The organism is Kitasatospora sp. NPDC034533 (assembly GCF_055575155.1).
Window position 1 is genome coordinate 51,105 of record NZ_JBVITE010000018.1, and the last position, 14,812, is coordinate 65,916.

Annotated in this window: 11 protein-coding genes; 10 read left to right on the forward strand and 1 reads right to left on the reverse strand. The window is 72.9% G+C overall.

Features of this window, described 5'->3' with window-relative positions:
* The first annotated feature begins 124 nt into the window (after positions 1–124).
* The 5 genes from ACZ55U_RS15825 to ACZ55U_RS15845 are packed head-to-tail and all read left to right on the forward strand — an operon-like array spanning position 125 to position 7,831.
* On the forward strand, positions 125–1,924 hold the full coding sequence (locus ACZ55U_RS15825; RefSeq protein WP_465526597.1) for an IucA/IucC family protein: 1,800 nt from the start codon (positions 125–127) through the stop codon (positions 1,922–1,924).
* A complete protein-coding gene (locus ACZ55U_RS15830; RefSeq protein WP_465526704.1) occupies positions 1,816–2,511 on the forward strand; it encodes a GNAT family N-acetyltransferase in 696 nt (231 codons plus the stop codon). The genes ACZ55U_RS15825 and ACZ55U_RS15830 overlap by 109 nt, the downstream gene beginning before the upstream one ends.
* Positions 2,512–2,520: 9 nt before the next feature.
* Entirely contained in the window at positions 2,521–3,909 is a 1,389-nt protein-coding gene (locus ACZ55U_RS15835; RefSeq protein WP_465526599.1) for a lysine N(6)-hydroxylase/L-ornithine N(5)-oxygenase family protein, read from the forward strand.
* A complete protein-coding gene (locus tag ACZ55U_RS15840; protein ID WP_465526601.1) occupies positions 3,887–5,710 on the forward strand; it encodes an IucA/IucC family protein in 1,824 nt (607 codons plus the stop codon). The genes ACZ55U_RS15835 and ACZ55U_RS15840 overlap by 23 nt, the downstream gene beginning before the upstream one ends.
* Positions 5,711–5,722: 12 nt before the next feature.
* Positions 5,723–7,831, forward strand: coding sequence for an ATP-dependent DNA helicase (locus ACZ55U_RS15845; RefSeq protein WP_465526603.1), 2,109 nt, complete (start codon positions 5,723–5,725; stop codon positions 7,829–7,831).
* Positions 7,832–8,043: 212 nt separating this feature from the next.
* Here the strand turns inward: ACZ55U_RS15845 and lexA are convergent, their stop codons facing one another.
* Positions 8,044–8,706, reverse strand: coding sequence for a transcriptional repressor LexA (gene lexA / locus ACZ55U_RS15850; RefSeq protein WP_224281048.1), 663 nt, complete (start codon positions 8,704–8,706; stop codon positions 8,044–8,046).
* 561 nt (positions 8,707–9,267) lie between these two features.
* Between lexA and nrdR the strand changes: the two genes are divergently transcribed.
* From nrdR to ACZ55U_RS15875, 5 genes are all read left to right on the forward strand, one after another.
* A complete protein-coding gene (gene nrdR, locus ACZ55U_RS15855) occupies positions 9,268–9,768 on the forward strand; it encodes a transcriptional regulator NrdR (protein ID WP_465526605.1) in 501 nt (166 codons plus the stop codon).
* A gap of 199 nt (positions 9,769–9,967) precedes the next feature.
* Positions 9,968–12,853: a vitamin B12-dependent ribonucleotide reductase gene (locus ACZ55U_RS15860; protein WP_465526607.1), complete on the forward strand. Its 2,886-nt coding sequence runs from the start codon at positions 9,968–9,970 to the stop codon at positions 12,851–12,853.
* A gap of 166 nt (positions 12,854–13,019) precedes the next feature.
* On the forward strand, positions 13,020–13,787 hold the full coding sequence (locus ACZ55U_RS15865) for an SDR family oxidoreductase (protein ID WP_465526609.1): 768 nt from the start codon (positions 13,020–13,022) through the stop codon (positions 13,785–13,787).
* Positions 13,788–13,847: 60 nt separating this feature from the next.
* Positions 13,848–14,084, forward strand: coding sequence for an RNA polymerase subunit sigma-70 (locus ACZ55U_RS15870; protein WP_465526611.1), 237 nt, complete (start codon positions 13,848–13,850; stop codon positions 14,082–14,084).
* Positions 14,085–14,087: 3 nt separating this feature from the next.
* Positions 14,088–14,669, forward strand: a complete 582-nt coding sequence (locus ACZ55U_RS15875; RefSeq protein WP_465526613.1) for a Clp protease N-terminal domain-containing protein — start codon at positions 14,088–14,090, stop codon at positions 14,667–14,669.
* Positions 14,670–14,812 lie beyond the last annotated feature (143 nt).

Here is a 14,812-nt window from a genome sequence, read left to right on the forward strand (position 1 = left end):
GTGAGCGGTCCTTGTGATCACCCGTCACGGATAGGTAACCCTTACCTGACGCGACGGTGCGAGTGCCCGCCGACCCCTCCGCCGCAGTGCGCGTCAGCACCCCCACGCGCCCCAAGGAGCAGCCTTGAGCACCGCCGCCCTCACCGGAGCCCCGCCCGTACCGCCGCGCACTGCGGAACGGTCCGTCGGACACGACCTGCTGCTGGACCCCGACCCGGCCGTCGCCGCGGAACAGGCCGGCCTGGAGGCCCTGCTGCGCTGCTGGACGCGGGAGACCGGAGCCCGGCCCGGGCCGGACGGCCGGCTGCGGATCGCCGTCCTCGGCGGCGCCGCCAGGCTCACCGTCCCCGTCCGCTACTGGTCGCCGGGCGGCTGGCACCGCTTCGGGCCCGCCACCCTCGCGGCCGGCGAGGGCACCGCCGACGCCCCGGTGGACGCCGTCACCACCGCCGCGCTGCTCGCCGCCGCGGCCGCCGAACGGCCCGACCCCGGGCAGGTCGCCGACCTCGCCGCCCGGGTCGCCGACTCGGTCGTGCGCACCGCCGAGATCCTCGCCCACCGCCGCACCGGCGCCGTCCCCGGCGGACCGGAGCGCTCGCACTTCCTCGCCGCCGAACAGTCCCTGCTGCTCGGCCACCCGCTGCACCCCACCCCGAAGAGCCGCGACGGCCTCGGCCCGGCCCAGAGCGCCGCCTACTCGCCCGAGCTGCACGGCTCCTTCCAGCTCCACTGGTTCGCGGTGGACCGCGCGCTGCTCGCGGCCGGCTCCGCCGTCGCGGAGAGCGCCGAGCGGATCACCGCCGGCCTCCTCGACGGCGGCCCGGCGCTGCCGCCCGGCACCGCCGCGCTGCCGCTGCACCCCTGGCAGGCCCGCGAACTCGCCCACCGCCCGGCCGTGTCCGCGCTGCTCGCGGACGGGCTGCTGCACGACCTCGGCCAGGCCGGCGAGCCCTGGTACCCCACCTCCTCGGTGCGCACCGTCTACCGGCCCGGCACCCCGTGGATGCTCAAGCTCTCGCTCGGCCTGCGGATCACCAACTCCCGCCGGGAGAACCTGCGCAAGGAACTGCACCGGGGCCTGGAGATGCACCGGCTGCTGGAGAGCGGGCTGGCCGCCGAGTGGCGGGCCGCCCACCCCGGCTTCGACATCGTCCGCGACCCGGCCTGGATCGGCGTCGACCACCCCGGCCTCGGCGACCCGGGCGGCCTGGACACCGTGCTGCGCGCCCAGCCCTTCGCCCCCGCCGAGCGCGCGCTGTGCGTCGCCGGGCTGGTCGCCGAACAGCCGCTGGGCACCGGCGACACCGTGCCCTCCCGGCTCGGCGACCTGCTGCGGGCGCTGGCCGCGCGCTGCGGCCGACCGGTGCGGACCGTGGCGGCCGAATGGTTCCTGCGGTACCTGGAGGCGGTCGTGCTGCCCATCCTCTGGCTGGACGGCCGGGGCGGCATCGCCCTGGAGGCGCACCAGCAGAACAGCATCGTCCACCTGGACGCCGAGGGCTGGCCGTGCGGCGGCCGCTACCGCGACAACCAGGGCTACTACTACCGGGAGAGCGCCGCCGAACGGCTCACCGCCCGGTTGCCCGGGCTCGGCGCGGACAGCGACACCTTCCTCCCCGACGAGGTGATCGACCACCACTTCGCCTACTACCTCGGCATCAACCACGTGTTCGGCCTGATCGGCGCCTTCGGCTCCCAGCGGCTCGCCGACGAGACCGTGCTGCTGGCCGCGCTGCGCCGCTTCCTGACCGGCCCGCGGGCCACCGCCACCCGCTCGGCGCTGCCCGCGCTGCTGCTCGACGCGCCCACGCTGCCCTGCAAGGCCAACCTGCTGACCCGGATCAACGGCATGGACGAACTGGTCGGCCCGGTCGCCAGCCAGTCCGTCTACGTGGACATCCCCAATCCGCTGGCGGGCGCCTGATGCCGCACGACCTGCCCGGGTGGGGCGCCGTCCCCACCCCGGCCGGCGAGTTCCGGCTCGGCCCGGTCCGGCTGCCCGCCGACCTGGAGCTGGTCGCCGGGTGGATGAACGACCCCGAGGTCGACGAGTTCTGGCGGCTCGCCGGTCCGCCGGAGGTCACCGAACGGCACCTCCGGGCCCAACTGGACGGCGACGGCCGCAGCACCCCCTGCCTCGGCCTGCTCGACGGCGAGCCGATGAGCTACTGGGAGGTCTACCGCGCCGACCTCGACCCGCTCGCCGCCCACTACCCGGCCCGGCCGTACGACACCGGGGTGCACCTGCTGCTCGGTCCCGCCGCCCGCCGCGGCCGGGGCCTCGGCGCCCTGCTCCTGGCCGCGCTCGCAGAATTGATTCTCCGCCGTGTTCCGCGCTGCGAACGGGTGGTGGCCGAGCCCGACGTCCGCAACCGGCGGTCCGTCCGGGCCTTCGAACGGGCCGGGTTCCGGGCCACCGCCGAACTCGACCTGCCCGACAAGCGCGCCGCCCTCATGGTCCGCGACCGAGCCCCGGGGCCTGTCGTGCGACAGGCCCAACTCCCCGCCTAGGACACCCCTGTGGACACCTCGACAACCACCGCGTACGACCTGCTCGGCGTCGGCATCGGCCCGTTCAACCTCTCGCTCGCCGCACTCGCCGAGCCGGTGCCCGGCCTGCGCACGCTCTTCTGCGACCAGCGCCCGGAGTTCCGCTGGCACCCCGGCATGCTGGTGGAGGGGGCCCGGATGCAGGTGCCCTTCCTCGCCGACCTCGTCTCCCTGGTCGACCCGACCAACCCGTGGTCCTTCCTCAACTACCTGCGCGAGCAGGACCGGCTGTTCCCCTTCTACTTCGCCGAGCGCTTCCAGCTGCCGCGCCGCGAGTACGACCACTACTGCCGCTGGGCCGCCGAACGGCTGGCCAACTGCCGTTTCGGCACCGAGGTCACCGCCCTGCACTGGGACGCGCCCTGGTACCGGGCCGAGCTGACCGACACCGCGACCGGGCGGCGCTCCTCCGTGCGGGCCCGCAACCTCGTCCTCGGCGTCGGCACCCGGCCGGTGCTGCCCGAGGCCTTCGGCGCGCTGGCCGGCCACCCGCGCGCCTTCCACTCCGCCGAGTACCTGGACCGCCGCGCCGACCTGGACGGCGCCCGGGACATCACCGTGGTCGGCAGCGGGCAGTCCGGCGCCGAGGTCTTCCTCGACCTGCTGCGGCGCCACGAGGACGACCGGGTCCGGCTGCGCTGGCTCACCCGGACCAGGGCGCTCGCCCCCATGGAGTACTCCAAGCTCGGCCTGGAGCACTTCACCCCCGACTACACCCGCTACTTCCACGGTCTGCCCGCCCCCGTCCGGGACGCGCTGGTCGCCGCCCAGTGGCAGCTGCACAAGGCCGCCAGCGCCGAGACCCTCGCCGAGATCCACGACCACCTCTACGAGCGCACCATCGGCCGCCCGATCGACACCGCCCCGGTCGAGATCACCCCCGGCACCACCGTCACCGACGCCCGGCCGGGCCCCTGCGGCGGCCTCGAACTGCACTGCCGGCACGACGACTCCGGCGCCGAGCACCTGCTGCGCACCGACGCCGTGGTGCTCGCCACCGGCTACCGGGCGGCCCGCCCGGCCGCGCTCGAACCGCTCGCCGCGCTGATCGACTGGGACGAGTCCGGGCGCTACCGGGTCGACCTGGACCACCGGGTCGCCACCCGGCCCGAACTCGCCGGCGGGCTGTACGTCCAGAACGCCGAACTGCACACCCACGGCGTCGGCACCCCGGACCTCGGGCTCGGCGCCCACCGGGCCGCCGTGATCCTCAACGCCGTCACCGGGCGCACCGTCCACCGGCTGCCCGGCCGCACCGCCTGGACCGGCTTCGCACCGCCCGCCCCCGCGACGCCGCCCCAGACCCCCGTCGTCCCCCGCCCACAGGAGTTGACCCGTGCCGCAACCGTCGGCCGCTGAACCGCCGCTCCACCTGCCCCCGCACCTCACCGCCGGGCACTGGCGGCGGGCCGGCCGCGCCCTGCTGGCCAAGATGCTCGGCGAGTTCGCCTACGAGGAACTGCTGCGGCCCGTCCCCGGCGACGAGCCCGGCGAGTACCGGCTGGAGCTGCCCGAGGTGGAGTACCGTTTCACCGCCCGGCGCGGCGCCTACGACAGCTGGCAGGTCGACCCGGAGTCCGTCCGCTGCACCCGCCCGGACGGACTGGACCCGCTGCGCTTCCTCCCGTACGCCCGGCAGACCCTCGGCATGAGCGGTGAGACCACCGGCCACCTGATCCGCGAGCTCTCCGCCACCCTGACCGCCGACGCCCGCCAGCTCGCCACCGCGCTCACCGCCGCCGAACTCGCCCGGCTCGACCACGCCGCGCTCGAAGGCCGGCAGACCGGCCACCCCTGGATCGTCCCCAACAAGGGCCGGATCGGGTTCTCCGGGATCGACGCCGCCCGCTGGGCCCCGGAGGCCCGCAGCCCGCGCCCGCTGCCCTGGATCGCGGTGCACCGGCGGCTCGCCGAGTACCGCGGCGTGCCCGGTCTGGAGCGGCCCGAGCAGCTGTACGCCCGCGAACTGGACGACGTCGACGCGCTGCGCGCCGCGCTCGGCCCGGACGCCGAGGACTACCTGCTGCTGCCCGTCCACCCCTGGCAGTGGGAGCAGACGATCCTGCCGCTGTTCGCCCCCTGGATCGCCTCCGGGGAGATCGTCCCGCTGCCCTCGGACGGCGACCCACGGCTGCCCCAGCAGTCCATCCGCTCCTTCTTCAACACCGCCCACCCCGAGCGCTGCACCGTCAAGCTGCCGCTGTCCATCCTCAACACCCTGGTCTGGCGCGGCCTGCCGGTCGAGCGCACGCTGGCCGCGCCCGCCGTCACCGCCTGGCTGCTCGGGCTGCGCGACGCCGACCCGTACCTGCGCGACGAGTGCCGGGTGATCCTGCTCGGGGAGATCGCCTCCGTCACCGTCGACCACCCGCTCTACCGCGAGCTGCCCGAGGCGCCGTACCAGTACAAGGAACTGCTCGGCGCGATCTGGCGCCAGCCGCTCGGCCCCTTCCTGGACGGCGACGAGCGCGCCCGCACCCTGGCCGCGCTGCTGCAGACCGGCTCCGACGGGCGGGCGCTCGCCGCCGAGCTGATCGCCCGCTCCGGCCTCCTCCCCGGGGACTGGACCGCCCGGCTGTTCGCCGCGATGCTGCCGCCGCTGCTGCACTTCCTCTACCGCTACGGGCTGGTCTTCTCCCCGCACGGGGAGAACGCGATCGTGGTCTTCGACTCCTCCGACGTGCCGGTGCGGCTCGCGGTCAAGGACTTCGTGGACGACGTCAACCTCAGCGCGCAGGACCTGCCCGAACTGCGCGGCCTGCCCGGCGAGGTGGCCGAGGTGCTGCTGCGGGAGAGCCCGCAGGGGCTCTGCCAGTTCATCCACTCCGGGCTGTTCATCGGCGTCTTCCGCTACCTCGCCCCGCTGCTGGAGGAGCAGACCGGGCTGCCGGAGGCCGAGTTCTGGGCCCTGCTGCGCGCCGAGGTGCTCCGCTACCAGGAGCGCTTCCCCGAGCTGGGCGAGCGCTTCGAGCTGTTCGACCTGTTCCGCCCCCGGATCGACCGGCTCTGCCTCAACCGCAACCGGCTCCTGCTGGACGGCTACCAGGACCGCCCACACCGACCGCACGCCGCCCGGTACGGGACGGTGCCGAACGCGCTGGTCGCCGTGGACGTGCGGATGCCCGCGCAGCGGGACCGGATTGTCACCCCCGCCCCGTAGGCTGGGAGGGTCATGACGAACGACTCCGAATCCCAGCCCGCGGCGGACCTCGGCGACGAGGCCGAGGAAGCCGTCGCCGTTCCGCGCTCGCGGATCCCCGAACTGCTGCACGCGGCGGTCGCGGCCGTCGGCGGCGTGGAACGCCCCGGTCAGGTCCGGATGGCCGAGGCCGTCGCCGACGCCGTCGACCACGGCGAGCACCTGCTCGTCCAGGCCGGCACCGGCACCGGGAAGTCCCTGGCCTATCTGGTGCCCGCGCTCGCCCACGGGGACCGCGTGGTGGTCGCCACCGCCACCCTGGCGCTCCAACGCCAGCTGGTGGAGCGGGACTTGCCGCGCACGGTCGAAGCGCTGCACCCGGTGCTGCGCCGCCGTCCGTTGTTCGCGATGCTCAAGGGCCGCTCCAACTACCTGTGCCTGCACCGGGCCAACGAGGGCACCCCGAGCGAGGAGGGCGAGGGCCTGTTCGACCCGGTGGACGCGCTCGGCGGGCCCACCGGGAAGCTCGGCCAGGACGTGCTGCGGCTGCGGGACTGGGCCGACGAGACCGACACCGGGGACCGCGACGACCTCAGCCCGGGCGTCTCCGACAAGGCCTGGGCCCAGCTGTCGGTCACCTCCAAGGAGTGCCTGGGCGCCACCCGCTGCGCGTACGGGCAGGAGTGCTTCGCGGAGAAGGCCCGGGAGCGGGCCAAGCTGGCGGACATCGTGGTCACCAACCACGCGATGCTCGCGATCGACGCGATCGAGGGCGCGCCGGTGCTGCCCGAGCACGGGCTGCTGATCGTGGACGAGGCGCACGAGCTGGTCAACCGGGTCACCGGCGCGGCCACCGCCGAGCTGACCGTCGGCGCCGTCAACCGGGCGGTCAAGCGGGCCGCGCGGCTGGCCAACGAGAAGGCGGTGGACGCGCTCCAGGCCGCGGCCGAGAACTACCACGGCCTGATGGAGACGGCCCAGCCCGGTCGGGTCGAGGAGCTGCCCGAGTACCTGGCGTACGCGGTCACGGCGATCCGGGACGCCTCCCGCCAGGTGATCACCTCGCTCGGCGAGACCAGGGACAAGGGGCTCAGCGACGAGGACGCCGTCCGCAAGCAGGCGATGGCCGCGGCCGAGACGCTGCACGAGACAGCCGACCGGCTGCTCCAGGACTCCGAGTACGACGTGGTCTGGATCGAGCGCAGCGACCGCTACGGGCTGGGCACCGCCTCGCTGCGGGTCGCCCCGCTGAGCGTCTCCGGGCTGCTGCGCGAGGGGCTGTACAAGGAACGCTCGGTCGTCCTGACCTCGGCCACGCTCAAGCTCGGCGGGGACTTCAACGGCGTCGCCGCCTCGGTCGGCCTGCCCTCCGAGACGAGGCTGCCGGACGTCCGCACCGCCGGGGACAACCCCGAGCCGGGGTTCGGGGAGGACGCCGTCCCGCACTGGCGCGGGATCGACGTCGGCTCGCCGTTCAAGTACCCCAAGCAGGGCATCCTGTACGTCGCCAAGCACCTGGCCGACCCGGGGCGCGATCCCGAACGGCCGGACATGCTGGACGAGTTGGCCGAGCTGATCGGCGCGGCCGGCGGGCGGACGCTGGGGCTGTTCTCCTCGATGCGCGGTGCCCAGACGGCCGCCGAGGCGATGCGCGAGCGGCTGGACCACCGGATCCTGCTCCAGGGCGAGGACACCCTGGGCGAGTTGATCCGGGAGTTCGCCTCGGACGCGACGACCTGCCTGTTCGGCACGCTCTCGCTCTGGCAGGGCGTGGACGTGCCCGGCTCGGCCTGCCAGCTGGTCGTGATGGACCGCATCCCGTTCCCCCGGCCCGACGACCCGCTGATGAGCGCCCGCCAGAAGGACGTCGAACAGCGCGGCGGGAACGGCTTCATGGCCGTGGCGGCGACGCACGCGGCGCTGCTGATGGCCCAGGGCGCGGGCCGGCTGGTGCGCGCGGCCGACGACCGGGGCGTGGTCGCGGTGCTGGACCCGCGGGTGGAGACCAAGCGGTACGGGAGCTTCTTCCGCTCCTCGATGCCGGAGTTCTGGTACACCACGGACCGCAACCAGGTGCGCCGCTCGCTGGCGGCGATCGACGCCTCGGCGGCGCCGGTGCGGCCGGTGGTCCAGCGGGGCTGAGGGGTCTGAGGGCCGCACGGCCCTGGCCCCGCCCCGGGCCCAAGCCCGGCGCCCGGCCCGGAAGACGCCGGAGGGGCTCCCCGCGGTCGCGGTGGAGCCCCTCTCCGGTGTGTGGTCCGCCGAGTGCCCGGAGGCAGCGCGGGGCCGTACTGAATGCTCAGCGGCCGCGCGGGACCGCGCCGTGATCAGGGGCGGCGCGGGACCCGCCTCGATCAGAGGCGGCGCAGGACCGCGACGACCTTGCCCAGGATGGTCGCGTTGTCGCCGTTGATGGGCTCGTACGCCGGGTTGTGCGGCATCAGCCAGATCCGGCCGTCCTCGCGCTTGAGCCGCTTCACGGTGGCCTCGCCGTCGATCATCGCGGCCACGATGTCGCCGTTCTCGGCGACCGGCTGGCGGCGCACGGTGACCCAGTCGCCGTCGCAGATGGCCGCCTCGATCATCGAGTCGCCGCGCACCGTCAGCGCGAACAGCTCGCCCTCGCCGACCAGCTGGCGGGGCAGCGGGAAGACGTCCTCCACCGTCTGCTCGGCCAGGATCGGCCCGCCGGCGGCGATCCGGCCGACCAGCGGGACGTAGGAGGTGGACGGCCGGCCGGCCGTCTCGGCGGTGTTCGGACGGGCCACCTCGACGCCGCGGACCTCGTAGGCGCGCGGGCGGTGCGGATCCCGGCGCAGGAAGCCCTTGCGCTCCAGGGCCATCAGCTGGTGGGCGACCGAGGAGGTGCTGGACAGGCCGACGGCCTGGCCGATCTCGCGCATGGACGGCGGGTAGCCGCGGCGCTGGACGGAATCCCGGATGACCTCGATCACCCGGCGCTGGCGCTCGGTGAGACCGGCCTCGTCGGTGCGGATGCCGGGGGGGCGGCCGGGCATCGCGCGGGCGGGCGAGGGGTGGGTGTCGTCCAGCGCGGGGGAGTGTTCGATCGGCTGGTCGGGGACCCGGGCCGCGCCGGAAAGGGCCGCGCCGGAGAGACGGTGGTCTTCGCTACGGTCCATGCTGATGTCCACACCCTGCTGATTCGTGGTGCGCTGCCCCACCTTGAACTGGGAGTGTTCCTGCACCGGGATGGTGTTGCTTTCGATCGTGTTCACGGCGGCCCCTCTCGACGGCTGTCCTCTCCCTTTTCCAGCCCAACGCGCCTCCTATCGAAAGGTTGCGCCAAACACACGTTCGAGTGAATTATTCGGGAGTTGACTGACTCGATCAAGGCTTTGTTGTACATCGAGTAAATGTTCGAGGAGAACTCGACCCGGGCAGTCTAATCGGCGTCGACACGCCAGGGCGCTCACCTCCCCCATGGGCCTAGATGTAGTGGCTACAGTCCTCTCCGTGCCCAGTACTAGTGGTAGCCCCCCATGATCGGCTTGCCCAGGGCGGGGGCGCATCGCATAGACTCGACAGGTCCGAACGTTCTGCCAGGGAGGGATCCCGAGGTGCACTGCCCCTTCTGCCGGCACTCCGACAGCCGTGTTGTCGACAGCCGGACCACCGAGGACGGCAGCTGCATCCGCCGTCGTCGGCAGTGCCCGGACTGCGGCCGCCGCTTCACCACGGTGGAGACGGCCGCGCTGATGGTCATCAAGCGCAGCGGCGTCACCGAGCCGTTCTCCCGGCAGAAGGTCATCACCGGCGTCCGCAAGGCCTGCCAGGGCCGCCCGGTCACCGAGGACGCGCTGGCCCAGCTCGGCCAGCGGGTCGAGGAGTGCGTCCGCGCCAGCGGCAACGCCGAGCTGACCACCCACGACGTGGGGCTGGCCATACTCGGCCCGCTCAAGGAGCTCGACGTGGTCGCGTACCTGCGCTTCGCCAGCGTGTACCAGGCCTACGACGGACTGGAAGACTTCGAGGCCGCCATCGCGGAGCTCCGCGCCGAGCGGCCCCGCACCCCGGAGGCGGACGACACCTGCGTGTCCGTCTCCGCCGCCGCGCCCTAGGAGGCGCCGGGCCCCACACGGGCCCTCTCCCGCACCACCACGGCCCCGCGGGGCCCGCGCGTGCCCGAAAGCGGGGCACAGAACACTACCAACCGTGCGCAAGCGGGCGGGGTCTCCGCCTGCCCGCACACCGGAAGAACGAACCAGCAGTGCCCGGACTTTTCGGGGCGCTTCGGGCGTTTGCCCAGGAGGAGGAAAAGTGACAGACACCACGAGCGGTTCCGCACGCGGGTCGAAGTCCGAGAAGGCCGCGGCCAAGGGCGCCAAGGCCCCGAAGGGCGGTCTCCGGATGGAGCGCATCTACACCACTCCTGGCGTGCACCCGTACGACGAGGTCCGCTGGGAGCGGCGCGACGTCGTCATGACCAACTGGCGTGACGGCTCGATCAACTTCGAGCAGCGCGGCGTCGAGTTCCCCGACTTCTGGTCGGTGAACGCGGTCAACATCGTCACGTCCAAGTACTTCCGCGGCGCCGTCGGCACCCCGCAGCGCGAGTGGAGCCTGAAGCAGATCATCGACCGCGTGGTGCTCACCTACCGCGCCGCCGGCGAGAAGCACGGCTACTTCGCCACCAAGGACGACGCCGAGATCTTCGAGCACGAGCTGACCCACGCCCTCCTCCACCAGGTGTTCAGCTTCAACTCGCCGGTCTGGTTCAACGTCGGCACCAAGCAGCCCCAGCAGGTGAGCGCCTGCTTCATCCTGTCCGTCGACGACTCCATGGAGTCGATCCTCGACTGGTACAAGGAAGAGGGCATGATCTTCAAGGGCGGCTCCGGCGCCGGCCTCAACCTCTCCCGGATCCGCTCCTCCAAGGAACTGCTCTCCTCCGGCGGCAACGCCTCCGGCCCGGTCTCCTTCATGCGCGGCGCCGACGCCTCGGCCGGCACCATCAAGTCCGGTGGCGCCACCCGCCGCGCGGCCAAGATGGTCGTGCTCGACGTCGACCACCCGGACGTCGAGGCCTTCATCGAGACCAAGGTGAAGGAGGAGGAGAAGATCCGCGCCCTGCGCGACGCGGGCTTCGACATGGACCTCGGCGGGGACGACATCACCTCCGTCCAGTACCAGAACGCCAACAACTCGGTCCGCGTCAACGACGAATTCATGACCGCCGTCGAGAACGGCACCGAATTCGGCCTGCGCGCCCGGATGACCGGCGAGGTCATCGAGACCGTCGACGCCAAGAAGCTGTTCCGCAAGATGGCCGAGGCCGCCTGGGCCTGCGCCGACCCCGGAATCCAGTACGACACCACCATCAACCACTGGCACACCTGCCCGGAGTCCGGCCGCATCAACGCGTCCAACCCCTGCTCCGAGTACATGCACCTGGACAACTCCAGCTGCAACCTCGCCTCGCTGAACCTGATGAAGTTCCTGCGCGACGACGACTCCTTCGACGCCGAGGCCTTCGCCAAGGTCGTCGAGCTGGTCATCACCGCGATGGACATCTCCATCTGCTTCGCCGACTTCCCGACCGAGAAGATCGGCGAGACCACCCGCGCGTTCCGCCAGCTCGGCATCGGCTACGCCAACCTCGGCGCCCTGCTGATGGCCACCGGCCACGCCTACGACAGCGAGGGCGGCCGCGCCCTGGCCGGCGCCATCACCTCGCTGATGACCGGCACCGCCTACCGCCGCGGCGCCGAACTCGCCGGCGTGGTGGGCCCGTACGACGGCTACGCCCGCAACGCGACCGCGCACCGCCAGGTCATGAAGCAGCACGCGGACGCCTCGCTGGACGCCGTCTCGGTGGACGACCTGGACGCCCCGGTCTGGCTGGCCGCGAACAAGACCTGGCAGGACGTGCTGCGCATCGGCGCGCAGAACGGTTTCCGCAACGCCCAGGCCTCGGTGCTCGCCCCGACCGGCACCATCGGCCTGATGATGGACTGCGACACCACCGGCGTCGAGCCCGACCTGGCCCTGGTCAAGTTCAAGAAGCTCGTCGGCGGCGGCTCGATGCAGATCGTCAACGGCACCGTCCCGCGCGCCCTCAAGCGCCTCGGCTACCAGGACGAGCAGATCGAGGCGATCGTCGCCCACATCGCCGAGCACGGCAACGTGGTGGACGCCCCGGGCCTCAAGGCCGAGCACTACGAGGTGTTCGACTGCGCGATGGGCGAGCGCTCCATCTCGCCGATGGGCCACGTCCGGATGATGGCCGCGATCCAGCCCTGGATCTCCGGTGCCATCTCCAAGACGGTGAACATGCCGGCCGCCGCGACCGTCGAGGACGTCGAGGAGATCTACTTCGAGGCGTGGAAGATGGGCGTCAAGGCGCTCGCCATCTACCGCGAGAACTCGAAGGTCGGCCAGCCGCTCTCGGCCAAGAAGAAGGACGGCGAGGAGAAGGCCGAGGAGGCCCCGGCCGCCGCGGTCGAGAAGGTGGTCGAGTACCGCCCGGTCCGCAAGCGCCTGCCCAAGGGCCGTCCGGGCATCACCACCTCCTTCACGGTCGGTGGCGCCGAGGGCTACATGACCGCCAACTCCTACCCGGACGACGGTCTGGGCGAGGTCTTCCTGAAGATGTCCAAGCAGGGCTCGACCCTCGCGGGCATGATGGACGCCTTCTCCATCGCCGTCTCGGTCGGCCTCCAGTACGGCGTGCCGCTGGAGACGTACGTCTCGAAGTTCACCAACATGCGCTTCGAGCCGGCCGGTCTGACCGACGACCCTGACGTGCGGATGGCCCAGTCGATCGTCGACTACATCTTCCGCCGCCTGGCGCTCGACTTCCTGCCCTTCGAGACCCGCTCGGCGCTCGGCATCCACTCCGTCGAGGAGCGCCAGCGCCACCTGGAGACGGGCTCGTACGAGCCGCTGGAGGCCGAGGAGCTCGACACCGAGTCGCTCGCCCAGTCCGCCCCGGTGGCCGCCGCCAAGCCGCCCGTGATCCCGGCCCCGGCCGCCGAGGCGCCCAAGGCGGCCCCGAAGCAGGCCCACAACTCCACGGAGCTGATGGAGATCCAGCTCGGCCTCAACGCCGACGCCCCGCTCTGCTTCTCCTGCGGCACCAAGATGCGCCGCGCCGGCAGCTGCTACCTCTGCGAGGGCTGCGGCTCCACCAGCGGTTGCAGCTGACCGCGCCCGACCCCGGCGGTCGCCTCCTGAGGTGACCACCCGAAGCGGGGCGAGGACCTTCCCGGTCCTCGCCCCGCTTCTTCTCGTTCCGGGGGATGCCGATGTCACGTCCGGGGGTGGTGTCCGGTCCTCGGGGGTGACGGTTCCTGACGAGAGGAGTGGTGCGGTGACGGGCACGGTGCTGGTGACCGGGGCGACGGGGACGCTCGGGCGGGAGGTGGTGCGGCTGCTGGTGGAGCGCGGGGCGGCGGTGCGGGGGTTGAGCCGGCGGGCGCGCGGCGGCGACGACGGGGTCGAGTGGGTGGTGGGGGACCTGGTGAGCGGCGCCGGGATCGCGGCCGCGCTGGCAGGGGTCGAGGTGGTGGTGGACTGCGCGACCACGCAGCGGAAGGCGGACGTGGCCGGGGTCCGGACCCTGGTGGCACGGGCCCGCGAGGCCGGGGTGCGGCACCTGGTGTACGTGTCGATCGTCGGGATCGACCGGGTGCCGCTCGCCTACTACCGGACGAAGCTCGCCTGCGAGCAGGTGGTGCGGGAGTCGGGGCTGGGCTGGACGGTGCTGCGGGCGACGCAGTTCCACGACCTGGTGCTGAGGGTCTTCGACGCCTGCGTGAAGCTCCCGGTGTTCCCGGTGCTGAGCGGGGCGGCGTTCCAGCCGGTGGACGTGCGGGAGGTGGCCGAGGCGCTCGCGGACCTGGTGTGGGAGGGGCCCGCGGGGTTCGCGCCGGAGGTCGGCGGCCCGCGGGTGCGCCCGTACCGGGAGCTGGCCGAGGCCTATCTGCGGGCGGCGGGCAAGCGCCGGCCGCTGCTGCCGCTGCGCCTGCCGGGAGCGACCGCCCGGGGCCTGCGGGCGGGCGGGAACCTCACGCCGGAGCGGGCGGTGGGCCGGGGGACCTTCGAGGAGGCGCTGGAACGACGGTTCGGCGGTCGCTGAGGCCGTCCCGGTTGTCAACCAGGGTTGACATCCGGCGGGATGTCAACCAGAGTTGACGGCATGAGCGAGAGCGGAGAACTCGCGGCTGCGGCGAGCAGCCGCGACCCCGCCGTGGGGCTCCGGGCGGTCCGCGCGCTGCGCGATCTGGCGGACCGGCTGGAGGGCCTTCAGGTGGGCAACGCCCGGTCCAAGGGCTGGTCGTGGCAGGACATCGCGGTCTGTCTCGGGGTCACCAGGCAGGCCGTCCACAAGAAGTACGCACGACGCGGAGCCGGCAAGAACGAGGACGGAGGCTGAGCGGTGTTCGAGCGTTTCACCCAGGAGGCGCGGCGGACCCTGGTCGCGGCCCAGCAGGAGGCGCGGGAACTGCGGCACGGGCACATCGGGACCGAGCACCTCCTGCTCGGTGTCCTCGCCCGGCCGGAGGACCCGGTCGCCGCCGTGCTGGTCGACGCCGGGCTGGACCGGGAGACGGCGCGCCGGGCGGTGCGGAGCCGGCTGGGCGACGGCGACCAGGCGCAGGCCCTGGCCTCGATCGGGGTCGACCTGGGCGCGGTGCGCGAGGCGGTGGAGTCGGTCTTCGGCGAGGGCGCGCTGGACGCCCCGCCCGAGGAGGAGCCGAAGCGCCGGGGCTGGTTCCGCTCCGGTGGCGGCAGGAGCGGGCACCTCCCGTTCACGGCCCGGGCGAAGAAGGCGCTGGAGCTGTCGCTGCGCGAGTCCCTGCGGCTGAAGTCGGGGGAGATCGCGGTGGGCCACCTGCTGCTCGGGGTGCTGCGCGAGGGGGAGGGGCTCGGGGCGCGGGTGATCCTCGACCACGGGCTGGACCCGGACGCCGTGCGGCGGTCGGTCGAGGAGGAGCTGGTCCGGACGCCCGGGGGGTGAACCATGGCACTCGCGGGTGCGACGGGCGGGTCGCCGAGTCGTGTGGGTGACGTGGAAGAAGGGGATCGCCCGTCAACTGTCCGCTTGAGGGCAATGTCTGAATCGATATGATCGACCGATAGCGTGAACCGATGAACCGCCCG

Coding starts and splice junctions, on each gene's coding strand:
- ACZ55U_RS15870 (WP_465526611.1), top strand. CDS start 13,848: ATGAGCGAGAGCGGAGAACTCGCGGCTGCGGCGAGCAGCCGCGACCCC.
- lexA (WP_224281048.1), bottom strand. CDS start 8,706: ATGCCCGGCCGCCCCCCCGGCATCCGCACCGACGAGGCCGGTCTCACC.
- ACZ55U_RS15845 (WP_465526603.1), top strand. CDS start 5,723: ATGACGAACGACTCCGAATCCCAGCCCGCGGCGGACCTCGGCGACGAG.